Genomic DNA, 24,053 nt, shown 5'->3' with positions numbered 1-24,053 from the left:
TGGCAAGGGCTCGTTCACCCGCTACATTGCCGGTGTGCCCGTCGCCCGCCCCGCCGTCGGCTCCCTGCTCACCCTCGCCGCGGCCGGCGTCTTCGCGATCAACGGCACGGTCTCCACGCTGGCGCTGCAGGCCGGCATCCCGCCGACCAACCTGACCGCGCTGCGCTGCACCGGCGCGGCGATCGCCCTGCTGCTGGCGCTGGCCGTCGTCGCCCCGCGGCGGCTGCGGCTGCGGCGGGCCGACGTCCCGCTGGTCGCGCTGCTGGGCGTGGTGGGCATCGCGGCGACCCAGTTCCTCTTCTACACCGCCATCGACGGCCGGCTGCCCGTGGGCATCGCGCTGGTCTTCGAGATGACCGCCCCGGTCTTCATCGCGCTCTACGTGTGGCTGGTCCGCCGGGAGCAGGTCCGCAACCGGCTGTGGTGGGCGCTGGCCCTGTCGCTGTCGGGCCTGGTGCTCGTCGCCGAGGTCTGGTCCGGTGGCGGGTCGCTGGACCCGCTCGGCGTCGCCGTGGCCCTCGCCGCCGCGGTCTGCCTGGCCACCTACTACCTGGTGGGCGAGCGCAGCGCGGCCGGCCTCGACCCGATGGCGGTGACCGCGTGGAGCTTCGCGGCGGCCGCGGTCTTCTGGGCGGTCGCCGCGCCGTGGTGGCGGTTCGACGCCGGCGTCCTTGCCGAGCGGGTGCCGGTCTCCCTGGGCAACGCCCAGCTGCCGCTCTGGGTGCTGGTGGGCTGGATCGCCGTGCTGGGCGCCGCCCTGCCGTTCTGGCTCTCGCTGGCCGCGCTGCGCCACCTGCCACCGACCACCGCCGGCATCCTGGCGACCGCCGAACCGGTGCTGGCCTCGATCGTCGCCTGGCTGTGGGTCGAGCAGGTGCTCACCGGGTGGCAGATCGCGGGTGGGGCCGTCGTCCTGACCGGCATCGTGCTGGCCCAGACCGCCCGGACGGCGGCGGAGCCCGGCCCGGTGCCGGAGACCGTGCCCAGCTGACCCTGCCCAGCTGACCCGGGATCAGCCGGGCAGCACCGACTCGACGGCGGCGCGCACCTCGGGTGCGGTCGGCTCGGTCCGGGGCCGGAAGCGGGCCACCACGGCGCCGTCGGGGGCGAGCACGAACTTCTCGAAGTTCCACTGCACCGGCCCCGCCTCGCCGGCGGCGTCGGGCACCGACGTGAGCTCGCGGTAGAGCGGCGCCGCATCCGCGCCGTTGACCTCGGTCTTGGCGGTCAGCGGGAAGGTGACGCCGTAGGTGGCCGAGCAGAAGGTGCTGATCTCCTCGGCGCTGCCCGGCTCCTGGCCGGCGAACTGGTTGCAGGGCACGCCGAGCACGGTGAACCCGCGGTCGGCGTACTCCCGGTGCAGCGCCTCGAGCTGCTCGTACTGCGGGGTGAGCCCGCAGCGGCTGGCGACGTTGACGACGAGGGCCACGCGGCCGCCGGTCAGCGCACCGAGGCTCGTCTCCTCGCCGTCGAGGGTGGTGAGGGGCAGCGCCAGGAGGTCGGTCACGCCGGCTCAACCGTCGCCGTCGCCGGGGTGTTCCCCCAGGGCGGAGGCGTCGTCGGGGACGTCCACGGCCTGGGACCGCAGGGCCTCGAGCGGGACCACCTCCAGGGCGCGGGCGTTCGTGGCGGCCAGCACCACCCCGGCCGGCGCGCCCGCCTGCAGCGCCTGCCACCAGCGGACGGCGACGACGCACCAGCGGTCACCGGGGCGCAGGCCGGGGAAGTCGTACTCGGGGCGTGGGGTGACCAGGTCGTTGCCCAGTTCGCGCTGCATCGCCAGGAACTCCGCGGAGACCACGGCGCACACCGTGTGGCTGCCCAGGTCGGCCGGCCCGGTGCGGCACGAGCCGTCCCGGGTGAAGCCGGTCATCGGGTCGGTGCCGCACGGCTCCAGCGGGCCGCCCAGCACGTTGCGGTCCTCGCCGGGGGCGCTCATGGGCCGATCATCGCGCGGGTCCGGCCGGGCCGCGCGGTGGGTCGGACACCTCTGAGTCGCGCCCGACCGGCCGCACCGGGAGGCTGGGGGCGTGCGAGTACTGGTCACCGGGGCGTCGGGGTTCGTCGGCAGCAGGCTGGGGCCTGCCCTGGAGGAGGCCGGGCACGAGGTCCGGGCGATGACCCGGCACCCGGACACCTACGCCGGCGCCGGCACCCCGGTGCAGGGGGACGTCGGCGACGAGGCGTCGCTGCGCGCCGCGCTGGCCGGCTGCGAGGCGGCCTACTACCTGGTGCACTCGCTGGACTCGCCGGACTTCCAGGAGAAGGACGCCGCGGCCGCCCGTTCCTTCGCCCGGGCCGCGGCCGACGCCGGGCTCCGCCGGATCGTCTACCTCGGCGGGCTGGGCAGCGACGACGACGACCTCTCCGCGCACCTGCGCAGCCGCCGCCAGGTCGAGCGGCTGCTGGGCGAGACCGGCGTGCCGGTCACCACGCTGCGGGCCGGCATCGTGATCGGCCACGGCGGCGTCTCCTGGGAGATGACGCGCCAGCTCGTCGCCCACCTGCCGGCGATGATCACCCCGCGCTGGGTGCACACCCGCACCCAGCCGATCGCGATCGCCGACGTCGTCCGGTACCTGGTCGGGGTGCTGGAGGCCCCGGACGCCGAGGGGCGGGCGTTCGACGTCGGCGGGTGCGAGGTGCTGGAGTACCTGGAGATGCTGACCCGGGTCGCGGAGATCCAGGGCCGCCGGCTGCTGATCGTCCCGGTGCCGCTGCTGAGCCCGAAGCTCTCCTCCTACTGGCTGTCGCTGGTCACCGACGTCGACGTGCAGACCGGCCGGTCGCTGATCGACTCGATGACCAACGAGGTGGTGGTGAAGGACGACTCGATCCGTCGGGTGGTCCCGTTCGAGCCGATGTCCTACGACGATGCGGTGCTGACCGCCCTGGGCGAACGGGCCCGGGCCCGCCGGGACGCGCGGGCGACGAAGGCCGCGGGGCAGCCGGGATGACCCGCACCGTGCGACGGCCCGGACAGTCCCTGCTGACCGACGCCCGGCTGGCCCGGTTGCTGGCCTGGGCGCCGTCCTGGCTGGTGGACAAGGTGCCGCGCGACCACCGCGAGTCCGACGAGGCCTTCCGCCGCCGCCGCCGGGTGACCGCCGGGGTGTCGCTGGCCGGGGCCGGGCTGCTCGGGGTGTCGCTGTCGCAGAAGCCGAACTCGACGGCCTTCTACGCGCTGACCATGGGCGTGGCGGGCACCTGGGTCGCCGGGGGCATCGCCTCCGGCCCGCTCCACCGGGGCTGGGTGCAGACCCCGAAGGCCACGCTGCGCCGCCCGCTGCTCACCCCGGTCGTGGGCGGGGTGGCGTCGTTCGGGCTGTTCTACGGCGCCGCGCTGGTCGCCAAGCGCATCCCACCGCTGGACGCAGCGATCTCCCGGGTGCTGCGGTACGCCCAGCAGGGCTCGCCGCCGCTGGTGCTCACCACCACCCTGGCCAACGGCCTCGCCGAGGAGGTCTTCTTCCGCGGTGCGCTGTACGCGGCGGCCGGCGTGCACCACCCGGTGCTGAAGTCCTCCGCCGTCTACACGCTGGCCACCGTCGCCACCCGCAACCCGGCGCTGGTGCTCGCCTCGGTGCCGATGGGGCTGCTGTTCGCCTTCCAGCGACGGGTCACCGGCGGGATCCAGGCGCCGATGCTCACCCACGCCACCTGGTCGGTGCTGATGCTGCGGTTCCTGCCGCCGCTGTTCGCCGACGAGCCCTCCGTCGACGACCCGCGCCCGGCCGAGGAGCTCTGACCGTCGTGCTCCTCGGCCGACGGCCGAGGAGCCCGGGGTCTCAGAACCCGGAGCGGGGGACGCCCATGCCGGGGTCGATCCGCGTCGGCCCGGACGCCGCGGGGGTGACGTCGACGTCGAAGATGCCGGTGGGCAGGTAGACGGTGGCGCAGGAGTTCGGGATGTCGACCACCCCGGACAGCCGCCCCTCGATCGGCGCCGCGCCGAGGATCATGTACGCCTGCTCGGGCGACCAGCCGAACCTCGTCAGGTAGTCGATCGCGTGCAGGCAGGCCCGCTGGTAGGACAGGTGCGAGTCCAGGTAGCGCTGCTCGTCGTCCAGCGTCACCGACGTCCCGGAGAAGGCCAGCCACTTCTCGTACCGGGGGTCGACGTTGCCCGGCATGAAGATGGCGTTCTCGCCGACCCCGTAGGTCTCCATGCCGCCCTTGATCAGGTCGACGTGCAGGTCGACGAAGCCGCCCATCTCGATGGCCCCGCAGAAGGTGATCTCGCCGTCGCCCTGGGAGAAGTGCAGGTCGCCCAGCGACAGCTTCGCCCCGGGCACGAACACCGGGTAGAAGACCCGGCTGCCCTTGGTCAGGTTCTTGATGTCCTGGTTGCCGCCGTTCTCCCGCGGCGGGGCGGTGCGGGCGGCCTCCCCGGCGACGCGGTCGTACTCCGCGCCGGTCAGGCCGGAGAGGATGGCGTCCTGGGGGAGGGGTGGCAGGGCCAGCGGCGGCACCCGGTCGGGGTCGGTGGCGATCAGCGCGCCCTCGCGGCGGTTCCAGCGGGCCAGCAGCTCCGCGGACGGCGCCGTGCCCATCAGGCCGGGGTGCACGATCCCGGTGAAGGACACGTGCGGGACGTGCCGGGAGGTCGCCGTCTGCCCGGCGAAGTCCCAGATGACCTTGTACGCGTCGGGGAACTGCTCGGTCAGGAAGCCGCCGCCGTTCCGGGTGGCGAAGATCCCGGTGTAGCCCCAGCCCTGCCCGGCCAGCGGCCCGGAGTCCTCCTGCGGGATCGGCCCGACGTCGAGGATGTCGACGATCAGCAGGTCACCCGGCTCGGCGCCCTCCACCGCGAACGGGCCGCTCAGCACGTGCACCGTGGACAGCGGGGCGTCCCGGACGTCGTCGGCCGAGTCGTCGTCGTGGATGGCCCCGTCGAACCACTCGCGGCAGTCGACCCGGAAGGTGTCCCCGGGACGGACGGTCACCTGGGCCGGGATGTCGGGGTGCCAGCGGTTGTGACCGATGTGCTGCTGCTCGGTGAACGGCTTGCTGGAGTCGAGGGGGAACAGTCGCTCGGGCATGGTCTGCCTCCTGGTCTCGGGTCTGCTCGCGGGTTGCCGGCTGCGGAAGGGCGGGGAACGGGCCGACCTCAGGGCCGGGGCAGCCGGCTCAGGGCCGGGTTGCGCAGCACGTCGGCCCCCCGCGCGGAGCGCGGTCCCGGCGGCGGCGCGGCGACGACGTCGGGCTGCTCGCTGCTGCGCTCCGCGCGCTCGATCAGGGCGCGGCGCGCCGCGGACCCGGATGAGAGCCGGGGGGCGGTGAACACCCGTGCCGCGGTCGAACCGCAGGCCGGGCACGCCACCGCAGCGGGCGCGGAGCCCATCGCGAAACGGGCCTCGGTCGGCCCGTGAGCGCGGCAGCGGTACAGGTAGACGGCCATGTCGGACCTCCGGGGGCACCGGCGGAAGGGCACTCGGCCCTCCGGACCAGACGGACCCTCGACCCCGCCGGCAGGGCGGTCAAGGCGCTCGCGTCCCGGGCCGGCTCCGGCCACGGCCCCCGGCGGCGCGTCGTGACGCACCGGGTGGGCAGCCGGGGGCCGGGCATGCGGCGGTCCCCGTCCGGTGTCCCCTGGTCCAGGCCGCTGGACCGCCCTGCTGACGGACGGGCCCGGAGGTGGCAGTCTCACCGTCCGTGACCGCCGTCCCGACCTCGCCGCCCCCGTCCGACGCCGGGTGCTGAAGGTGGGACCCCTGGACGCCGCCGAGCGCGCTCGGCGGGAGGAGGAGGTGCGCGCGGCCACCAATGCGGTGCTGCGCCGCATCGACCCGCCGCTGGCGCACGCCCCCGACGGCCCGCTCGCCGGGGTGCGGGTCGGGCTGAAGGACAACATCGACACCGCCGGGGTGCCCACCACCTGCGCATCGGCGTTCTTCGCCGACCGGGTCCCCGAGACCGACGCGGTCGTCGTCACCCGGCTGGCCGACGCCGGCGCGCAGATGGTCGCCAAGCTGAACCTGTCGGAGTTCGCCATCGGGCTGACCAGCCAGAACTCGGCCGTCGGCCCGGTCCGCAACCCGTGGGCCCTGGACCGGCTGCCCGGGGGCTCCAGTGGCGGCGCGGGTGCCGCGGTCGCCGCCGGCCTGGTCGACGTCGCCCTGGGCACCGACACCGGCGGCTCGGTGCGGCTGCCCGCCGCGGCCTGCGGGGTCACCGGGCTGCGGCCGGGGATCTCCGTCGTCCCGGACGCCGGCACCTTCCCGGTCTGCGAACTGGTCGACACGGTCGGCCCGCTGGCCCGCACGGTCGAGCTGGCCGCCCGCGCCTTCGCCGTCCTCGCCGGCCGGCCGCCCCGGACGCTGCGCCCGGCCGTGCCCCGGCGGATCGGCGTCCCCGAACCCTGGTTCGACGACCTGGACCCCGGCGTCGCGGAGGTGGTCGCGGCCGCGGGCGCGGTGTTCGGCGAGGGTGGCGCCGAGCTGGTGCCGGTGACGGTGCCGGGGATCAGCGTCGCCCAGGACGTGCTCTACACGATCGTCTACTCCACCATCGCCGACCTGCACCGCGAGCGCCTGGCCGAGCCGGAGCTCTTCCAGCCCGAGACGCTCGCCCGGCTGCGGGTGGGCGAGGGCGTGTCCGAGGGCGACCGGTCCGCGGCGCTGCAGGTGCGCGCGGAGTACCAGCGCGGCCTGGAGGAGCTCTTCGGCTCCGTCGACGTGCTGCTCACGCCCACCCTGCCCGGCGACGTCCCCACGGCGGTCGGCGCCGACGACGTGCTCACCCTCACCCGCCGGCTGAGCACGCTGACCGCGCCGTGGTCGCTGCACGCCGGGCCCACGCTCGCCCTGCCGGTCGGCCGGCACCCCGTCTCCGGTCTGCCGGTCGGCGCCCAGCTCACGGCCGCCGTCGGCGGGGAGGACCTGCTGCTCGACGCCGGGGCCTGGTTCCAGCAGCGCACCAGCTGGCACGTCGAGCGCCCACCCTGCACGGTCGACTGACCGGGTGTTGCGCTGGTCACTGCCGGCCCAGCGGGGCTGTGCGGGGCCGCGGCGGTGCCGGAGAGTGGTCGCCACATCCGGACACCCGAGCCCTGGAGGACGACAGTGACGTCGACCGCCCGCCGCCCCGAGACCGCGCCGACCGCGCCGACCGAGCCGACCGCGCCGACCGAGCCGACCGAGCCGGTGCCCACCGAGCCGGTGCTCGCCGAGCCGTGGCCGCCCCAGCCGCCGGTGCTGCACTCGCCGTGGCACACCCCCGCCCGGGCGGCGCTGATGGAGCAGGCGCGGGCCTTCGCCCGGGACGAGGTGCTCCCGGTCGCCGACGAGCTCGACCCGCAGAAGGGCCAGATCCCGCCCGAGCTGATCGCGCGGCTGGGCGAGCTCGGCTGGTTCGGCCTGACCATCCCCGCGGCCGACGGCGGCCTGGGGCTCGGCGTCTTCGAGTACTGCCTGGTCAGCGAGGAGCTGGCGCGGGCGTGGATGAGCGTGGCGAGCATCCTGGCGCGCGCGCAGGGCATGGGCACCCAGGTCGCCGACCCCGCCCGGCGGGCCGGGTTGCTCCGCCGGAGCGCCCGGGGCGAGTGGATCGGCAGCGTGGCGCTGTCCGAGCCCGAGGCGGGCTCGGACCTCGCCAACGTGCAGACCCGCGCCGTGCTGGACGGCGACGAGTGGGTGGTGACCGGTCACAAGCGCTGGGCCGGCAACGCGCTCGCCGCGGACTTCATCCAGGTGCTGGTCCGGGTCGCCGACCCGCAGCCGGGGGAGTCCCGCTCCCGCGGCCTGCGCAACCTGCTGCTGGTCAAGGAGCGCGGCGCCTTCCCGCCCGGGCTGTCCGGCTACGCCATCGACAAGGTCGGCTACCACGGCTTCCTCACCTGGGACCTCACCTTCGACGGGGTGCGGATCCCGGCCGGTGACCTGATCGTCGGCCCCGGCGAGGGCGGCACGGGCGGCGGCGGGGACTCCGGCGCGGGCTTCCGGGAGGCGCAGGCGTTCCTCAACACCGCGCGGGTGCAGACCGCGGCCCGGGCGGTGGGCCTGGCCCGGGCGGCGGTGGAGGACACCACGCGGTACCTGCAGGAGCGGGCGCAGTTCGGTCGCCCGATCGGTGACTTCCAGGCGCTGCGGTTCACCCTCGCCGAGATGGCCGCCGACGTCGAGCAGGCCCGCGCCTTCTACCGCCAGGTCGCGCACCTGCTCGACGAGGGCGTGCCCTGCGAGCGGGAGGCGGCGATGGTGAAGCTGCAGGCCACCGAGATGGCCGTGCGGGTGACCAACCAGGCCATGCAGCTGCACGGCGGCAACGGCTACACCACGGAGCGCCAGGTCGAGCGGCACTGGCGCGACGCCCGGCTGACCACGATCTTCGAGGGCACCAGCGAGATCCAGAAGCGGATCATCAGCAACCGCCTGCTCCCCCGCAGCCCGCTGGCCTGACCCCCTCTCCCGCCGGTCCGACGGGCGGCGGCGCCATCGCGCCGTCGCCCGTTGACGTGCCCCTGTGACCTGGCTAACGTCGCGTTCGACAAGAGCACTCCTGTTCGCATCCCGAACACTGCGGCACGAGAGCTCCCGCTCCGGAGAACGGACGGCGCGATGGAACTGCACGAGATCCTCGACCCCACCGGCGCTGGTGAGCAGGGGCAGGACACCGCCCTGGCACCCCGCACGCGCACCCTGCGCGGCGCCACCCTCGGCCTGCTCGACAACGGCAAGCCCAACGGCGCGGCGCTGCTGGAGGAGTTCGCCCGGCAGCTGCGCGAGCGGCACGGCGTGGGCGAGGTGCTGATGTTCACCAAGCCCTACTTCGGCACCCCGGTCGAGCCGACCCAGACCCAGCGGATCTTCCAGGAGTGCGACTTCGCGATCACCGCGATCGGTGATTAGGGCTCCTGCAGCGCGGCCAGTGTGGCCGACGGGATCCTGCTGGAGCGCGCGGGCGTGCCCGCCGTCTCCGTCTGCACCGACGCCTTCCGCATCACGGGGGCGGCCATGGCCAGCGGCTACGGCTTCCCCGGCTACGAGTACGTCTCGTTGCCTCATCCGGTGGCCAGCCTGACCGCCGAGCAGATCCGGGAGCGGGTGACCGCCGCGCTCCCGCAGGTGCTGGAGATCCTGGGGGTGGAGGAGTGACCACGACGCTGGAAGCGCTCGAGCACTGCTACGAGAAGGGCTGGACCGACGGGCTGCCCGTCGTCCCGTGCACGCAGGAGCAGCTCGACGCCTTCCTCGCCACGGTCGACCGCGACCCGGGCGAGACGGTGCTCGCGATGCCGCAGATCAACCGGGCGATCACCGTCCGGCTGGCGGCGATCAACGCGGTGATGGCCGGCTGCCGTCCGGAGTACTTCCCGGTCGTGCTCGCCGGCTGGGACGCCCTGCGCGAGGAGGGCTACGTCCGCAAGGGCATCTGGCAGTCCACCACCGGCACCGCGCCGCTGCTGCTGGTCAACGGCCCGGTGCGCGAGCAGCTCGGGCTGAACAGCACGGGCAACGTCTTCGGGCCCGGGTTCCGCGCCAACGCCACCATCGGCCGGGCGCTCCGGCTCACCGCGCTCAACGTGCTCGGCGTCCGGCCGCACGAGCTGGACCAGGCGACCCAGGGCACCCCGGCGAAGTACACCTGCTGCATCGCCGAGAACGAGGAGGAGTCGCCCTGGGCTCCACTGCACGTCGACGAGGGGCACGACCCGGGCGAGAGCACGGTGACGGCGATGACGATGCGCTCCACCGTGCACATCGAGGCCCGGCACACCTCCGTCCCCGAGCAGCTGCTCACCGACATCGCCGGCACCGTCTCCCGCACCGGGGCGCTGATCCACGCCGGGATCAGCGCCTGCATCGTGCTGGGACCGGAGCACGCGCGGCTGCTGGCCGGGCACGGCTGGAGCAAGCGGGACATCGCGCAGTTCCTCTACGACGCGTCCTTCCGCAGCCGCGCCGAGCTCGACGCCGTCGGCAAGGGCGCGGTCTCCCAGGTCAGCCGCTGGCGGGTGCCCACCGGCCACCCCGACGGCGAGGTCGACCCCGGCCCCGACCCCGACCGCGACGGCATCCACGCCCTCTCCTCGCCGGAGGCGGTGCTCGTCGTGGTCGCCGGGGCGTCGAACGCCGGGGTGTCGGCGGTCGTGGAGACCTTCGGGCCGCGCGGTGGGCGTCCGGCCGTCGCCCGCGTGCAGCCGGCCGGGAACTGAGGAGGCACGATGCCCGCCGCCACCGTCGTCACCGGCGTCGAGGAGACCCAGGCGCTCGCCGGCCGCACGCTCGGCACCAGCTCCTGGGTGGAGGTCACGGCCGAGCGGGTCGACCGCTTCTGCGCCGCGACGGGCACCCCGCCGCCCGCGGACCGCACCGTCCCCGGCTTGCTGGTGCTCGCCCTCACCACGGTCTTCATGCCCGAGCTGCTGGAGTCCCGCGGGTTCGCCCTGTCGGTCAACTACGGCTGCCGGTCGGTGCGCTTCCCCGCTGCGGTGCCGGTGGGCAGCCGGGTGCGCTGCACGGCCACGGTCGACGCGGTCGACGCCGTGCCGGGCGGGGTGCAGCTGGCGCTCACCCTGGTGTTCGAGGCCGAGGGGCACACCGAGCCGGCCTGCGTCGCGTCGACCCTGGTCCGGCGGTACCTGTGACCGCGCCGGCCGCCGACGCCGTCCAGCGGGACGACGTCGCCACCCGGCTGGAGGCGGTGGCCGACGCGATCAGCGCGCTGGACCCGGGGCGGGCGGCGCTGGTCGCCGGTGAGCGCGCCGTCACCTGGGCCGAGTTCGACCAGCAGGCGGCCCGGCTGGCCGGCCACCTGGCCGCGGCCGGGGTGGGCCCCGGCGCCCGGGTGGGCATCGGGCTGCACAACTCGCCGGAGTACCTGATCGGGGTGTTCGCCGCGTGCAAGCTGCGGGCGGTGCCGGTCAACGTCAACTACCGGTACCGGGCCACCGAGCTCGCCCAGGTGCTCGGGTACGTCGCCGCCGAGGCGGTGCTGGTGGACGACGGCCTGGCCGGGACGCTGGCCGAGGTGGCCGGCCGGCTGCCGAGCCTGCGCACGGTGGTGCGCTGCGGCCCGGGCTCCCAGGACGACGGCGCCGTCCCGTGGGAGCAGGCGCTGGACGCCGCCCCCCTGCCCCGCTGCGAGCGGTCGCCGGACGACCAGGTCTGGCTGCTCACCGGCGGCACCACCGGGGCGCCCAAGGCCGTCGTCTGGGACTCCGCCGGCGTCTGCGCGGTCGTGGCGTCGGCGTACAGGCGGGCCGGGGTGCCCGTGCCGCGGGACCGGGCCGGGGCGGTGGCGGCCGCCGTGGCCGCCGTGCGGGGCGGCACCGCCCCCGTCGTGCTCCCCGGGTCACCGCTGATGCACGGCACCGGCTTCTTCGCCGCGTTCGGCAACCTGCTGCGCGGGGGCTGCGTCGTCACCCTCACCGACCCCTCCCTCGACCCGGCGGAGCTGTGGCGCGCCGTCGAGCGGCACGGGGTGGAGGAGCTGGCGATCGTCGGTGACGCGTTCGCCGTCCCCCTGCTCGCCGAGCTCGACCGGGCGGCCGCCGCCGGGCGCCCCTACGACCTCGGCAGCCTCCGCCGGGTGATCAGCTCCGGGGTGCGCTGGAGCCCCGACGTCAAGCGGCGGTTGCTGGCGGCCGGCCGGATGACCCTGCAGGACACGATCGCCGCCACCGAGGGCGGCCCGTTCGGCGTCTCGCTGGTCGGGCCGGACCCGGAGTCGGTGACCACCCGGTTCGCGCTGCCGGAGAACGCGCGCGTGCTCACCCCCGACGGCCGGGACGTGGTGCCCGGCTCCGGGGAGGTCGGCGAGCTCGCCAGCTCCGGGGCGCTGCCGCTGGGCTACCTCGACGCGCCCGAGCTGACCGCGTCGGTCTTCCGGATGGTCGACGGCGTCCGGCACGTGGTGCCCGGGGACTCCGCCACCGTCGAGGCCGACGGCACCCTCAGCCTGCTGGGCCGCGGCTCCGGGGTGATCAACACCGGCGGCGAGAAGGTCTTCGCCGAGGAGGTCGAGCAGGCGCTGCTGGACCACCCGCTGGTCCGCGACGCCGTCGTCCTCGGGCTGCCCGACGACCGCTGGGGCAGCCGGGTCACCGCGCTCGTCGTCGCCGACCCACCGGGCGAGGCGACGGCGCGGTCGCTCGCCGACCACGTCGGCAGCGTGCTGGCCGGCTACAAGCGGCCCCGGTCGGTCCTCTTCGTCGAGACGGTGCGGCGCAGCGCCTCCGGCAAGGTCGACCGCTCCTGGGCCCAGCAGGCCGCCCGGCAGCTGACCGGGCCGGCACCCACCAGTTCCACTGAGATCGAGGAGGCACGCCGGTGAGCACGTCGGAGGAGCACGGGGTGGACGAGCACGGGCCGGACACGATCGGGGAACCCGCCCGGCGGACCCCGGTCCTCGGCGAGTTCGACGTCGTTGTCATCGGCGGCGGCCCGGCCGGGCTGATGGCCGCGGCGGCGGCGGCCCGCGCCGGCCGCTCGACCCTGCTGCTGGAGCGCTACGGCTTCCTCGGCGGCGCCGGCACGGCCGGTGGGCTGAGCACCTTCTGCGGGCTGCACGCCAAGGTGCACGGCGAGCACCGGCAGGTGGTGCACGGCCTGGCCGACGAGCTGCTCGAGCGGCTGGCGAAGATGGACGGCCTCTCCGAGCCGCACCTGACGATCAACGACGGCATCCTCGCCCAGGCGTTCGACATCTCCAGCTACAAGATCGCCGCCGACGAGCTGGTCGTCGGGTCCGGGGCCCGCATCCTGTTCCACGCGATGGCCGTCGGGGTCGTCATGGACGGGCCGGACCGGATCGGTGCCGTGCTGGTCGAGTCCAAGTCCGGCCGGCAGGCCGTCCGCGGCCGGGTGTTCGTCGACGCCTCCGGGGACGCCGACGTGTCGGCCTGGGCCGGGGTGCCGTACGAGAAGTCGCCCGGGCTGCTCTACCCCTCGCTGATGTTCCGGATCAACGGCGTCGACGTCGCGGCGGCCGGCGAGAAGCCCTGGCGCACCGTGGAGCGGCTGATGGACGCCGCCGAGCAGGCCGGCACGCACTCCTTCCCGCGCAAGAAGCCGATCGTGCGCCCGCAGCGCAACCCGCTGGAGTGGCGGGCCAACCTCACCCAGCTGAGCAACCCCGACGGCAGCGCGGTCGACGGAACCGACGTCGAGCAGCTGAGCCACGGGGAGCTGCAGGGCCGGCAGCAGGTGCTCGACGCCTTCACCTTCATCAAGGACCACACGCCCGGCTTCACCGACTCCTACATCGTCGACATCGCCCCGCAGATCGGGATCCGGGAGACCCGGCGGGTGCTGGGGGAGCACCTGCTGACCGAGGACGACGTGCTCGACTGCGCCGACTTCCCCGACTCGATCGGGGTCAACGGCTGGCCGGTCGAGGCGCACGTGGCCGGCACGGTCGAGTTCCGCTGGCAGCGCGGCGAGGACCCCCGCGGGTACAACCAGCTCCCCTACCGGATGCTCGTGCCGCAGCGGGTGGACAACCTGCTCGTCGCCGGGCGGTGCGCCTCGATGACCCGGTTCGGGCAGTCCTCCGCGCGGGTCACCGGCCCGTGCTTCGCGATGGGCCAGGCCGCCGGCACCGCCGCCGACCTGGCGCTGGACGCCGGCGTGCCCGTCCGGGACGTCGCGGTCGACCGGCTGCAGCGCCAGCTGGTCCGCGACGGCGTGTTCCTGGGCGGTGAGCCGGCGTGACCGGGCTGCGCAGCGACTTCGAGCCGGGCACCACGCGGTGGGCGATGCGGCTGGCCCAGTGGACGGCGCTGGGCATCCCCGCCGAGGACATGGCCAAGCCCAAGATCGCCATCGTGAACAGCTCGTCCGGCCTGGCCAGCTGCTTCAGCCACCTCGACGGCATCGTCGGACCGCTGAAGGAGGCGGTCCGGGCCGCCGGTGGCGTGCCGTTCGAGGTCCGCACGGCCGCGTCCAGCGACGCGATCACCAGCGCCGGCGCCGCCGGGCAGTACATCCTGCCCACCCGCGACCTGATCGCCAGCGACATCGAGGTGGCGGTCGAGGGGGCGCTGCTGGACGGCATGGTCACCCTGGCCTCCTGCGACAAGACCACGCCCGGCCAGCTGATGGCGGCCGGCCGGCTCGACGTCCCGACGATCGTGGTGGCCTGCGGCTACCAGCCGAGCGGGCTCTTCCGCGGCGAGCACGTCGACTTCGAGGACGTGTTCCTCTACGCCGGGCACGTGGCCACCGGGCGGATGACGGTCGAGGACCTGGCCGAGATGGCGGCCAACGCCGTCACCGGACCGGGCGTCTGCGCCGGGATGGGCACCGCCAACTCCATGCACATCGCCACCGAGGCGCTGGGCATGGCGCTGCCCGGCTCCACGCCGGTGCTGGCGAACGGCCCGCGGATGTGGGAGGCGGTCGCGGCCGCCGGCGCGCGGATCGTGGCCATGGTCGCCGAGGACCTCCGCCCGCGCAGGATCCTCACCCCGGGCGCCTTCCGGAACGCGGTGGCCGCCGTGCTCGCGGTCAGCGGGTCGGTGAACTGCGTCAAGCACCTGCAGGCGGTCGCGGTCGAGGCCGGCTGCGACGTCGACGTGATCGCGCTGTTCGAGGAGCTCGCCGGGCAGGTGCCGCTGCTGTCGGCGGTCAAGCCCAACGGCGACCGGCAGATCGACGAGTTCGAGGCGGCCGGCGGCGCGCAGGCGCTGCTGTACCGGCTCCGGCCGTTCCTCGACCTCGACCAGCTCACCGTGGCCGGCCGGACGCTGGGGGAGGTGCTCGGCGGCGTCGACGTGCCCGACTCCGACGTCATCCGCCCGGTCGATGACCCGCTGGCCCGCCATCCCGGGGTGATGATCGTCCGCGGGACGCTCGCGCCGGACGGCGCGGTGGTGAAGCGGACCGTGGCCGACGACGGGATCAAGGTGTTCCGCGGCCCGGCGCGGGTGTTCCGCTCCCGCGAGGAGGGGATCGCCGCCATCCGGGGCGGGCAGGTGCAGGCCGGCGAGGTGCTCGTGCTCAGCGGGCTCGGGCTGCGCGGCTCGCCCGGGATGGCCTTCACCTCGGCGTTCGTCTTCGCCCTGGACGGCGCCGGGCTCGGTGACGAGGTGGTCGTGGTGACCGACGGGCAGATGTCCGGGCTGGTCAACAAGGGGCTGGTGGTCGCCGAGGTGGCGCCGGAGGGTGCGCTCGGCGGACCGCTGGGGCTGGTCGAGGACGGCGACGTGATCAGCGTCGACGTCGAGGCCCGCACCGTCGACCTCGACGTGCCGCCCGAGGAGCTGGCGGCCCGGCGCGAGCGGCTGGCCCCGCACCCCGCACCCACCGGGTGCAGCTGGCTGTCGGTCTACGCCCGCTCGGTGCAGCCGGTCGCCCGCGGTGCCACGCTGGGCGCCTGAGGGCGCGGGCTCAGAGCAGCGGGTGGCCCGGCGTCCGGACGCCGGCCAGGCGGAGGTCCCGTTCCAGCTGCTGCACGGCGTCGGTCATCAGCGGGAGGGCGACCTCCTCCAGATGCTCGGGGGTGTGCCGGCTGGAGTGCGCCCCGATGTTGACCGAGGCGATCACCGCACCGGTCGCGCCGCACACCGGCATGGCCAGGGAGGTCACGCCCTCCTCCAGCTCCTGGTCCAGCAGCGCCCAGCCGCGTTCCCGGGTGGCGAGCACCCGCTCCCGCAGCACCACCGGGTCGGTGACGGTCCGCGCGGTGCGGCGGACCAGCTCGGTGCCGGCCAGGTAGGCGTCCAGCTGGTCGTCGGGGAGCGCGGCCAGCAGCACCCGGCCGTGCGAGGTGGCGTAGGCGGGCAGCCGGCTGCCGACGGTGATGCCGCTGGCCATCACCCGGCGGCCGCCCACCCGGGCGACGTAGACCACGTCGGGCCCGTCGAGCACCGCCATGCTGGTGGTCTCCTGGATGTCGCGGGAGAGCTCGCTGAGGTAGGGCATCGCCAGCTCGGGCAGCCGCAGCATGGACAGGTAGGTGAACCCCAGCTCCAGCACCCGGGGGCGCAGCCGGAAGCGGCGGTCGTCGACGGCGACGTAGCCCAGGTCGACCAGGGTGAGCAGGAACCGCCGCGCCGCGGCGCGGGTCATCCCGGTGCGGCGGGCGATGTCGCTGAGGGTCAGCTCCGGCTCGTCGGCGGAGAAGGCCTTGATCACCGAGAACCCGCGCTCGAGGGACTGCACGAACCAGTCACCCCGCGGGGCCTCCGCGGCGCCGTCGTCCGGTGCGTCCTCGCCTGCGCCGTCCATCCCGATCCCGTCCCCGCTCCTGCGTCGTGGTGCCTGCCCCGGGCGGCGGGGCCGGGGTGTGCGCCCGTTCCCGTTCCGGGACGCTACCCGGTGGTGCGCAGCACGGTCAGCTCACCGCGGTCGGCGTCCACCCGCACCCAGTCGCCGGTGCGCACGCTGGTCAGCGGGTCGCCGTCGAGGTCGGTGAGCGCCGGCACCCGGGTGACGACGACGCCGAGGGCGATCTTGGTGTTCATCGTGGTGAAGACCATCGCCGCCGGCGCGGTGCCCATCAGCCGGGACATGTGGAACATCCCCGACCACCCGGAGGAGCCCTTGGCGCCGGGGAAGACCAGCACCTTGCCGGCGAAGGACTGCCCCACCAGCTCGTGCCGCAGCTCGATCACCCGGCCGCGGCGCGGTTCCACGCCGCCCCAGCCGGACAGCGCCTCCGTGGTGACCAGCGCCTCGCCCTCGGCGACGCCGCCCACCAGCCCCCGGCCGTGCAGGGTCCGGGTGCTCATCGCAGCTCCCCCCGCCAGGTGCCGGTGACCGCGGCGTCGACGCAGTCCCCGAGCGTGCCGAACCAGCCCTGCACGTCCATGATCGCCGGCAGGTAGTGCACCTGCTTGGCCGAGTCGGTGGCGATCACCCGGGTGCCCTTCGGCAGGAACTGGCCGATCGCCGGGCAGGTGTCGCTCATCAGCCGGGCGCCGGCGGCCTCGAGGGCCCGGGCGTAGCCGTTGGACTCCGCCACCTCGCGCAGCGCGCGCGGGGTGAACACCCACAGCTCGCTGTCGGCGTGCACCCGCCGGCCCTCCAGCAGCCGGACGACGTCCCGGATCTGGCCGAGCGTGGCGTGCGGGCAGCCGATCATCACCAGGTCCACGTGCTCGTCCCGGCCGGTGGAGTTCAGGTGCTCGTAGGTGCGCTGCCGCTCGGCCGGGGTGTAGGCGAGCCGCTCCGCGGGCGCGGCGCCGTCGAACGCCTCCTCCACGGTGCGGGCCTCGGCCGTGATGCCCGGGACGTGGTAGAGCTCGACGCCGCCGGAGGAGGCCGCGGCCGCCCCGAAGTGCTTGAGCTTGACCAGGTCCGGTGTGGCGGTGATGCCGTCGAGCACCGGCACGCCCTCGGCGACCTGCTCGCCGATCCAGTAGCCGAGCAGCCCCCAGTCGAGCGTGTCCACGACCGGGACGCCGACGTCGACCAGGTGGCTGCCGAACCGGTTCTCCGGGAGGTGGTAGCCCCAGTAGGGGATCTTGCCGGTGAGCATGGCGGCGCCGGTGCTCTCCCGGCCCTCCACGTTGGTGCGCGCGCCGAGCACGGAGTTGACGTAGACCACCGCCGAGGACTCCATCCAGGCGCAGTGCTCGCCCTTCACCGGCACGTTCCCCACCTGGTAGGGCGTGCAGGTGTTCATCAGGTGGATGCCGTGCTCGGCGCTGTAGGCCTCGCTGGCCACCACCGCGTCCCGCTCCTCGGGGGAGACGCCCTGCACCTCCCAGTTGCGGGTGTCCATCGGGCCGATGAGCTGGTAGCTCTGCGCCCGCACCGCGGGGATCGGCAGCGGGGCCGGGGCGTCCAGGCTGTGCTCGGCGAAGGCGGCGTCCGGGCCGGGGGAGCCGCAGACCATGGTGTGCCGGGAGCCGAAGAGGTTGGCCCCGCACACGTTGTCGGTGTCGACCAGGCGCTCGGCGCCCAGCACCTCGCCGTAGCGGACCAGCAGGTCCATCGCGGCGGCCACCGCCTCGCCCTGGTCGCCGTCGAGCATGGCCTGCTCGTCGGGGGCCAGCCTCATGCGCCCTCCTCCTGACCGAGCCACGCGCCGTCCTTCTCCAGCCGCCGCTGCAGCTCCGGGACGTCGATGTCGCCGACGGCGACGCCCGCGCCGAGCGCGAGGTCGGCGGCGGTGCCGGCGGCCTGGCCCATCGCGAAGCACGGGCCGGTGACCCGGGCGCTGGACTGCCCCTCGTGGGTCATCGACGCGCAGCGCCCGGCCACGTAGGTGTTGGTGAGCACCTGCGGCACCAGCATCCGGAAGGGCAGCTGGTTGTAGCCGCGGTTGTCCTCGCCGCGCTGCCAGCGGATGTCCACATCGCCCTCGACGTGCGCCTCGACCGGCCAGCCGTTCACGCCGATGGAGTCGGGGAAGTCGGCGCAGTCGAGGATGTCGTCCTCGGTGAGCTGGTAGGCGCCGATGATCCGGCGGGTCTCCCGGATGCCGATCGACGGCGCGATGTCGACCACGTAGGAGTCGGCGAAGCCGGGCACCGACTCCTGGAAGAACGGGAAGACGTCGCGCACCTGCCGGCGGCCCTGCAGCTCCCCGCGGGAGAGCTGCCGCAGGTCGGTGCCGTCGATCGCGCTGCCGTCGGGGTTGCTCAGCTGGGTGAGGTTGGCCCGCCACTCCAGCGGGTTGCGCTGCGGCCGGACGATCGGGCGCTTGCGCGGGAAGCGGTAGCGCCCCGCCTCCTCGGCCTCCTCCATCAGCCCGGCGATCTGCCGCTGGGCGGCGACGGCCGCGGGGGCGTCCACGCCGTTCACCCGGAACATCAGCGACGGGTAGAGCATCCCGTGCGCCGGGTCGGTCTTCTCGTACGGTGCCCCGGCCCAGGCGGCGACGTCGCCGTCGCCGGAGCAGTCGATGAACACCTCACCGGTGATCGCGCCGCGGCCGGACTTGGACTCCACCAGCAGCGCCCCGACGGTCTGCTCGTCGCGCATCAGCACCCCGACGCCGAGGGCGTGGAAGAGCACGTCGACGCCGGAGGAGACCAGGACGTCGTCCAGCGCGATCTTGTAGGCGGAGATGTCGTAGGCCTGGGCCAGGATCCGGTCGGCGAAGCTGAGGTGCGGCGCGTTCAGCCCGCCCAGCCGGTCGACCCGTTCCAGCACCTCGTCGGCCAGCCCGTGCACGACCTGCCGGTGCTCGCCGTGCACGTTGGCGTGCAGCCCGCAGAAGGTGCTCAGGCCCCCGCCGCTGCCGGCGCCACCGGCGTAGCCGTAGCGCTCGACGAGCACGGTGGAGCGGCCGGCGCGGGCGGCCGCGGCGGCCGCGGTCACCCCGGCCGGGCCGCCGCCGACGACGACGACCTCGTAGGCGCCGAGCACCGGGGTGCGGCGGCTGGGCTCGTCCAGCCAGGTGGGTGGTGCGCTCACGGGGTGCTCGTCTCCTGTGCCGTCTCTCCGGATGGGCGGTGCGGGGGCGGGGTCAGCACGGCGCCGGCGGCCACCGGGGTGACCAGCTGCCGGTAGATGGACAGCCAGCCGGTGTCGGGCGGCAGCTGGTGGCGCTCGGCCCAGACGGCGGCGCGGCGCGCCAGCTCGTCGGCGGGCACCTCCAGGTCGACCGCGCGGCGCACCAGGTCGATGACGATCGGGTCGCCGTCCGCCACCAGGGCCAGCGGGCCGCCGACGGCGGCCTCCGGGGAGACCTCGCCGACCACCGTGCCGGTGTTGACCAGCCCGGACATCTGACCGTCGGTGACCAGCGCGACGCTGTCGCCCAGGCCGGCGCCGTCGAGGGCGAAGACCAGGGCCGACCCCAGCGCCATGCCGGGTCCGCCGACCGGGCCGAGCCCGCCGAGGACGACGACGTCGCCGGGGCGGATCTCCCCGTCGGACAGCCCGGCCAGGGCCTCGTCTCGGGTGGCGTAGCAGCGGGCGGTGCCGCGGAACACCTGGGCGCCGGTGTCGTGCACCGGCCGCTTGACCACGGCGCCGCCGGGCGCCAGCGAGCCGTGCACCATCACGATGCTCGGCCGGTCCCCGAAGGGGCGGTCGAGGGGCCGGACCACCTCGGGGTCGGCCACGGTCGCCCCGGTCAGGGCGTCGGCGAGGGTGCCGCCGGCGACGGTGCGGGCGGAGAGGTCGAGCAGGTCGCCGAGCTGGTGCATCACCGCCCGGGTGCCGCCGGCCGCCTCGAGGTCCTCGATCGAGTCCGGCCCGTTGGGCCGCACCGAGCACAGCAACGGCACCCGGTCGGCCAGCTCGGCGAATAGGCCCGGGACGTCGACGTCGCAGCCGGCCTCGTGGGCGATGGCCTGCAGGTGCTTGATGCTGTTGACCGACGCGCTGGTCGCCAGCATCACCGTCACCGCGTTCCGGAAGGCCGCCGGGGTGAGCACCTCGCGGGGGCGGAGCCCCTCGGTGACCAGCTCGACGATCCGGGCGCCGGCCCGCGCGACGCCGTCCCACATCGCCGGGCTGTTGGCCAGCACCGGGGTGGTGCCGGGCAGCGCCATGCCCAGCGCCTCGCAGGCCATGTGCATGGAGTTCGCCGTGCCCATGCCGGCGCAGACGCCGGGGCCGCGGATCGCGTTCTCGCTCATCCCGGTGAGGTGGTCCAGCGTCATCCGGCCGGCCGCGACGTGCCCGGCGGCGAGGAAGACCTCCTCGATGTCGACGTGCTCGCCGGCGTACTGCCCGCTGGGCTGGTAGCCGCAGCCGACGATGATCGTGGGGACGTCCAGTCGGGCGGCGGCCATCACCTGCCCGGGCGCGGTCTTGTCGCAGGAGGCGAGGCAGACCATGCCGTCGAGCTGCGCGCCCTCCACGGCCACCTCGATGTCGTTCACGATCAGGTCGCGGCTGGGGAGGATGTAGCGCCCGTCGCGCCCGGCGCTGGTGATGAAGTCGCTGGGCGCCGCGGTGCGCACCTCGAAGGGGAGCCCCCCGGCGGCCCGGATCGCCTCCTCCAGCGGCGGCACGACGTCGTCCAGGTGGCTGAAGCAGATGGCCAGCTTCGAGGAGGAGTTGACGATGGCGATCTTGGGCTTGGTCATGTCCTCGTCGGCGATGCCCAGCGCCCGCCACTGGGCCCGGCGGACGGCCCAGCGCGAGCTGCCCACCGCCAGGTTGCTGCGCAGCGGCGCCGGGGACCCGTCGGGCGCACGGGTCACTGCTTGGCCACCGAGTCGTGCCAGGGGATGACCAGCCGCTTGGTGGTGGTGACCGCGAGGTAGAGCAGCGAGCCCATCAGCGCCAGCAGCACGATGACGGCGAACAGCTGCGGTGCGTTGAGCGAGTTCAGGCTGGAGACCACCAGGTGGCCCAGCCCCTCGCTGCCACCCAGGTACTCCCCGACGATCGCACCGATGACGGCGAACACGATGCCGACCTCCGCTCCGGCGAAGACGTAGGGCAGCGTGCTCGGCAGCTCCAGGCTCTTGAAGGTGGCCCAGCGGCTCGCACCGAGACCGCGCATCACGTCGCGGTGGCCGCGGTCGACCGACCGCACGCCGAGCATCACGTTCAGCATGATCGGGAAGAACGCCAGGATCGCGGCCATGATGATCTTCGAGGTCATGCCGAAGCCGAACCAGATGACGAAGATCGGGATGAAGGCGACCTTCGGCACGACCTGCAGGGCGACCAGGGCGGGCTGGACGGCCTTCTCCAGCCAGATCACCCGGCCGAGCACGGCACCGACGGCCATGCCGACGACCAGCGCGATGGCGAAGCCGATCAGCACCTCGGCCAGCGTGATCCAGATGTCGCTGTAGACGGCGCTGGTGGACAGCAGGTCGACCAGGGAGTCCCAGACCGCGAGCGGGGCGGGGAGGATGAACTCCGAGACCCCGACGACGCTGACCGCGAACTGCCAGCTGCCGATGAGCAGCAGCAGCATGATCGGGGTGCTGATCCACGGCAGGGCCTTCAGCAGCTTCTCGCGGTCGACGCCCCCACCCTGCCGGTTCGTGGCCGGAGCCGTGGTGCTGTCGTCGCGGACGCCGTTCTCGACTGCGGTCATCAGTCCTCCTCGTCCAGTTCGGTGCGCAGGGTGCGGACGATCGCCTGGAAGTCGTTGGAGGTCTCGGTCTCCAGCGAGCGGGGGCGGGGCAGCCCGACGGGGGTGATGGAGCGGATCCGGCCGGGCCGGGGGGAGAGCAGCACGACGCGGTCGGCGAGGAACACCGCCTCGGGGATCGAGTGGGTCACGAAGACCACCGTCGCGCCGGCCTGGGCGTGGATGTTCTGCAGCTCCAGGTTCATCTTGTCCCGGGTGAGGGCGTCCAGGGCGCCGAAGGGCTCGTCCATCAGCAGGATCGTGGGGTCGTAGCTGAGCGCCCGGGCGATGGCGGCGCGCTGCCGCATGCCGCCGGAGAGCTCCCGGGGGTAGGCCTTCTCGAAGCCGGGCAGGCCGACGAGCTCGGCGAGCTCGCTCGCCCGGGCCAGCCGCTGCTTCTTGCCCACGCCGCGCAGCTTCAGCGGCAGCGAGATGTTCTCCGCCACCGTGTACCAGGGGAAGAGGTTGGCGTCCTGGAACACCAGCCCGAACTGCTTGAACGCCTCGTCGTTGCGCTTGTTGCCCCGCCAGATCGGTGCCCCGTCGGCCTCCACCTCACCGGAGGTCGGCGGCAGCAGTCCGGACAGGATCCGCAGCAGCGTGGTCTTGCCACAGCCGGACCGGCCGACCAGGGAGATGAACTCCCCGCGGGCGATGGTCAGGTTCACGTTGCTGAGCGCGTGCACCTCGCCCTGGCGGGCCTGGTACGTCTTGTCCACGTCCGTGAGCCGCAGCTGCGGCGGCGCCGTCCCGTCCCCGGGTGCCGCGGCCGGGGACGGGGCCGTCTGGGCGGCGCCCCGCTCGGGTGCGGCGGGCGGCGGGGTCGGTGCCGACGTCGACCCGGTGGTCCGCGGGTCGGTCGCAGGGTGGTGGGTCACCCCGGCGTTCGTGCCGGCGGCGCTCTCCGGCGGGACACCGGTCGCGGTCTCGGAGGGGGGAGTGGTCCCGGGCAGTCGCATCAGTTGCCCCCGGGCAGGAACTCGTTGGTGTACCACTCGGAGGGCTCCAGGCCGTCCTCGATGAACCCGCCGTCGACCATCTCCTGGTAGACCGCGTCCCACTGGTCCGGCACCACTGCGCCGAGCTCCTCCTCGCCGGCGGCGGTCCAGGACTCGATGTAGGTCGAGAGGCTCTCCCGGGCGACCTCGGGGGTCTCCAGGGCCGGGATGTCGTAGGGCTCGAGGCACTCGAACGTCTCGGCGAAGTCGTTCGCCTCGTCCTCGATGATGAACTGCAGCGTCTCGTCGATCGCCGCGAGGTACCGGCGCAGCTGCTCCTGCTTCGCCGGGTCCTCGCTCTGGTCCTGCGAGGTCACGTAGACCTGGCCGCCGCTGGCGATGGCGTCGTTCGGCGCGAACACGACGGCCTCCGGCTGCTGCTGCTCCAGCTGCACGGCGGTGTCCAGCGAGACGATGTAGCCGCCGATCCGGCCGGAGGAGACCAGGTCGAACACGCCCGGGGCGAGCCCGACCACCTGGGTCTGCACGTCCTCCTTGGGGATGCCCGCCGACTCGGCGACGAGCTCGAGCAGGATCTGGCTGGTGCCGCCCTCCGACGGGGTGCCCATCAGCCGGCCCTCGAGGTCCTCGGCGGTCTCCAGCGGGTCGCTCTCGGCGGAGATGAAGCGGATCGTGCCCTGCTTGGTCGGCTGCCCGACGGCGACCAGCGGCGCATCGCGCTCGGCCACGGCCAGCTGGGTCTCCAGGTCACCGACCCGGGTGATCAGGGCGGAGCCGGCGAGCACCGTCTGGATCGCCTGGGCGGACCCCTGGGTGGTCTCGAAGCTGACCTCCAGGCCCTGGTCCTCGAAGTACCCGCACTCGGTCGCCACGAGCTCGGGGGCGAAGGAGAGGCTGGCCAGCGGCAGGATGTTCAGGAACGTCACCTGCTCCGTGCCACCGCTCCCGCCGCCGTCGGTGCCGGACCCGGCGGCGGCGTCGGACCCCTCGGAGTCGCTCCCGCCGCAGGCGGCCAGCAGCAGCGCGGCGAGGCCGAGGGCGAGGGGCGCGCGGGCGGCGCGCACCGGGGATCGGAGGGAGGTGCGACGGCTGCTCATGGACGGTCTCCTCGTTGAGGCGGTGGGGGCGAGGTCGGCGGGCGAGGCGGAGAGCACG

22 protein-coding genes and 1 pseudogene are annotated in these 24,053 nt (G+C 74.4%); 11 read left to right on the top strand and 12 right to left on the bottom strand.

The genetic code is table 11. The annotated features are described in order from the left end of the window. Positions 1-34 precede the first annotated feature (34 nt). Positions 35-991 carry an EamA family transporter gene (locus JD78_RS16160; RefSeq protein WP_153358250.1) on the top strand — a complete coding sequence of 319 codons (957 nt, stop codon included), beginning with the start codon at positions 35-37 and terminating at the stop codon, positions 989-991. Between the two features lie 21 nt (positions 992-1,012). Here the strand turns inward: JD78_RS16160 and JD78_RS16155 are convergent, their stop codons facing one another. Further along, positions 1,013-1,507 carry a glutathione peroxidase gene (locus tag JD78_RS16155; RefSeq protein ID WP_153358251.1) on the bottom strand — a complete coding sequence of 165 codons (495 nt, stop codon included), beginning with the start codon at positions 1,505-1,507 and terminating at the stop codon, positions 1,013-1,015. Between the two features lie 6 nt (positions 1,508-1,513). Beyond that, positions 1,514-1,939, bottom strand: coding sequence for a DUF2237 family protein (locus tag JD78_RS16150; RefSeq protein ID WP_153358253.1), 426 nt, complete (start codon positions 1,937-1,939; stop codon positions 1,514-1,516). Positions 1,940-2,030: 91 nt separating this feature from the next. Here JD78_RS16150 and JD78_RS16145 point away from each other — a divergent pair, with 91 nt between their 5' ends. Both JD78_RS16145 and JD78_RS16140 read left to right on the top strand, forming a co-directional pair. Then, positions 2,031-2,957: an NAD(P)H-binding protein gene (locus JD78_RS16145; RefSeq protein ID WP_153358255.1), complete on the top strand. Its 927-nt coding sequence runs from the start codon at positions 2,031-2,033 to the stop codon at positions 2,955-2,957. Continuing rightward, on the top strand, positions 2,954-3,748 hold the full coding sequence (locus JD78_RS16140) for a CPBP family intramembrane glutamic endopeptidase (protein WP_153358257.1): 795 nt from the start codon (positions 2,954-2,956) through the stop codon (positions 3,746-3,748). Before JD78_RS16145 ends, JD78_RS16140 begins: the two co-directional genes overlap by 4 nt. Before the next feature lie 40 nt (positions 3,749-3,788). Here JD78_RS16140 and fmdA read toward each other — a convergent pair whose 3' ends face one another. After that, positions 3,789-5,042 carry a formamidase gene (gene fmdA, locus JD78_RS16135; protein WP_153358259.1) on the bottom strand — a complete coding sequence of 418 codons (1,254 nt, stop codon included), beginning with the start codon at positions 5,040-5,042 and terminating at the stop codon, positions 3,789-3,791. 68 nt (positions 5,043-5,110) lie between these two features. Further along, a complete protein-coding gene (locus JD78_RS16130) occupies positions 5,111-5,401 on the bottom strand; it encodes an FmdB family zinc ribbon protein (RefSeq protein WP_153358261.1) in 291 nt (96 codons plus the stop codon). Positions 5,402-5,705: 304 nt separating this feature from the next. Here JD78_RS16130 and JD78_RS16125 point away from each other — a divergent pair, with 304 nt between their 5' ends. The 8 genes and pseudogenes from JD78_RS16125 (at position 5,706) to ilvD (JD78_RS16085) (ending at position 15,322) form a co-directional block, all read left to right on the top strand. Further along, positions 5,706-6,959 (top strand): amidase, encoded by a 1,254-nt coding sequence (locus JD78_RS16125; protein WP_228394998.1) that lies wholly within the window; start codon positions 5,706-5,708, stop codon positions 6,957-6,959. 105 nt (positions 6,960-7,064) lie between these two features. Then, a complete protein-coding gene (locus JD78_RS16120) occupies positions 7,065-8,399 on the top strand; it encodes an acyl-CoA dehydrogenase family protein (RefSeq protein WP_153358263.1) in 1,335 nt (444 codons plus the stop codon). Positions 8,400-8,558: 159 nt separating this feature from the next. Next, positions 8,559-9,095 (top strand): annotated as a pseudogene (locus JD78_RS22920) (UGSC family (seleno)protein). Next, entirely contained in the window at positions 9,092-10,156 is a 1,065-nt protein-coding gene (locus JD78_RS16105; protein ID WP_153358269.1) for a hypothetical protein, read from the top strand. Before JD78_RS22920 ends, JD78_RS16105 begins: the two are co-directional and overlap by 4 nt. A gap of 9 nt (positions 10,157-10,165) precedes the next feature. Continuing rightward, positions 10,166-10,588 (top strand): hotdog family protein, encoded by a 423-nt coding sequence (locus JD78_RS16100; protein ID WP_153358271.1) that lies wholly within the window; start codon positions 10,166-10,168, stop codon positions 10,586-10,588. Further along, positions 10,585-12,276 carry an AMP-binding protein gene (locus JD78_RS16095; RefSeq protein ID WP_166521229.1) on the top strand — a complete coding sequence of 564 codons (1,692 nt, stop codon included), beginning with the start codon at positions 10,585-10,587 and terminating at the stop codon, positions 12,274-12,276. Before JD78_RS16100 ends, JD78_RS16095 begins: the two co-directional genes overlap by 4 nt. After that, positions 12,273-13,655, top strand: coding sequence for an FAD-dependent oxidoreductase (locus JD78_RS16090; protein ID WP_208104122.1), 1,383 nt, complete (start codon positions 12,273-12,275; stop codon positions 13,653-13,655). The genes JD78_RS16095 and JD78_RS16090 overlap by 4 nt, the downstream gene beginning before the upstream one ends. Further along, the gene (ilvD, locus tag JD78_RS16085; protein ID WP_208104121.1) at positions 13,652-15,322 is read left to right on the top strand and encodes a dihydroxy-acid dehydratase; all 1,671 of its coding nucleotides are present in this window, start codon (positions 13,652-13,654) and stop codon (positions 15,320-15,322) included. Before JD78_RS16090 ends, ilvD (JD78_RS16085) begins: the two co-directional genes overlap by 4 nt. A gap of 10 nt (positions 15,323-15,332) precedes the next feature. On the opposite strand, the gene JD78_RS16080 is transcribed toward ilvD (JD78_RS16085), so the two are convergent. The 8 genes from JD78_RS16080 to JD78_RS16045 all read right to left on the bottom strand — a co-directional run bounded on the left by JD78_RS16080 (position 15,333) and on the right by JD78_RS16045 (position 23,995). Then, a complete protein-coding gene (locus tag JD78_RS16080; protein ID WP_153358275.1) occupies positions 15,333-16,172 on the bottom strand; it encodes an IclR family transcriptional regulator domain-containing protein in 840 nt (279 codons plus the stop codon). An 83-nt stretch (positions 16,173-16,255) separates the two neighbouring features. Continuing rightward, positions 16,256-16,675 (bottom strand): aconitase X swivel domain-containing protein, encoded by a 420-nt coding sequence (locus JD78_RS16075; protein WP_153358277.1) that lies wholly within the window; start codon positions 16,673-16,675, stop codon positions 16,256-16,258. Then, entirely contained in the window at positions 16,672-17,949 is a 1,278-nt protein-coding gene (locus tag JD78_RS16070) for an aconitase X (RefSeq protein ID WP_153358279.1), read from the bottom strand. Before JD78_RS16070 ends, JD78_RS16075 begins: the two co-directional genes overlap by 4 nt. After that, entirely contained in the window at positions 17,946-19,310 is a 1,365-nt protein-coding gene (locus JD78_RS16065) for an FAD-dependent oxidoreductase (protein ID WP_153358282.1), read from the bottom strand. The genes JD78_RS16070 and JD78_RS16065 overlap by 4 nt, the downstream gene beginning before the upstream one ends. Next, a complete protein-coding gene (gene ilvD, locus JD78_RS16060; RefSeq protein ID WP_208104120.1) occupies positions 19,307-21,052 on the bottom strand; it encodes a dihydroxy-acid dehydratase in 1,746 nt (581 codons plus the stop codon). Before ilvD (JD78_RS16060) ends, JD78_RS16065 begins: the two co-directional genes overlap by 4 nt. Further along, positions 21,049-21,903: an ABC transporter permease gene (locus JD78_RS16055; protein WP_153358284.1), complete on the bottom strand. Its 855-nt coding sequence runs from the start codon at positions 21,901-21,903 to the stop codon at positions 21,049-21,051. The genes ilvD (JD78_RS16060) and JD78_RS16055 overlap by 4 nt, the downstream gene beginning before the upstream one ends. Beyond that, positions 21,903-22,817, bottom strand: a complete 915-nt coding sequence (locus JD78_RS16050; RefSeq protein ID WP_208104119.1) for an ABC transporter ATP-binding protein — start codon at positions 22,815-22,817, stop codon at positions 21,903-21,905. Before JD78_RS16050 ends, JD78_RS16055 begins: the two co-directional genes overlap by 1 nt. Before the next feature lie 80 nt (positions 22,818-22,897). Continuing rightward, complete coding sequence (locus tag JD78_RS16045) at positions 22,898-23,995, bottom strand: ABC transporter substrate-binding protein (protein ID WP_153358288.1); 1,098 nt, start codon at positions 23,993-23,995, stop codon at positions 22,898-22,900. Between the last annotated feature and the right edge of the window lie 58 nt (positions 23,996-24,053).

Source organism: Modestobacter roseus (assembly GCF_007994135.1).
GTDB lineage: Bacteria > Actinomycetota > Actinomycetes > Mycobacteriales > Geodermatophilaceae > Modestobacter > Modestobacter roseus.
This window is presented reverse-complemented; position numbering and strand designations above follow the sequence as displayed.

Coding starts and splice junctions, on each gene's coding strand:
- JD78_RS16130 (WP_153358261.1), bottom strand. CDS start 5,401: ATGGCCGTCTACCTGTACCGCTGCCGCGCTCACGGGCCGACCGAGGCC.
- JD78_RS16075 (WP_153358277.1), bottom strand. CDS start 16,675: ATGAGCACCCGGACCCTGCACGGCCGGGGGCTGGTGGGCGGCGTCGCC.
- JD78_RS16080 (WP_153358275.1), bottom strand. CDS start 16,172: ATGGACGGCGCAGGCGAGGACGCACCGGACGACGGCGCCGCGGAGGCC.
- JD78_RS16070 (WP_153358279.1), bottom strand. CDS start 17,949: ATGAGGCTGGCCCCCGACGAGCAGGCCATGCTCGACGGCGACCAGGGC.
- JD78_RS16140 (WP_153358257.1), top strand. CDS start 2,954: ATGACCCGCACCGTGCGACGGCCCGGACAGTCCCTGCTGACCGACGCC.
- JD78_RS16055 (WP_153358284.1), bottom strand. CDS start 21,903: ATGACCGCAGTCGAGAACGGCGTCCGCGACGACAGCACCACGGCTCCG.
- JD78_RS16045 (WP_153358288.1), bottom strand. CDS start 23,995: ATGAGCAGCCGTCGCACCTCCCTCCGATCCCCGGTGCGCGCCGCCCGC.
- fmdA (WP_153358259.1), bottom strand. CDS start 5,042: ATGCCCGAGCGACTGTTCCCCCTCGACTCCAGCAAGCCGTTCACCGAG.
- JD78_RS16100 (WP_153358271.1), top strand. CDS start 10,166: ATGCCCGCCGCCACCGTCGTCACCGGCGTCGAGGAGACCCAGGCGCTC.
- JD78_RS16150 (WP_153358253.1), bottom strand. CDS start 1,939: ATGAGCGCCCCCGGCGAGGACCGCAACGTGCTGGGCGGCCCGCTGGAG.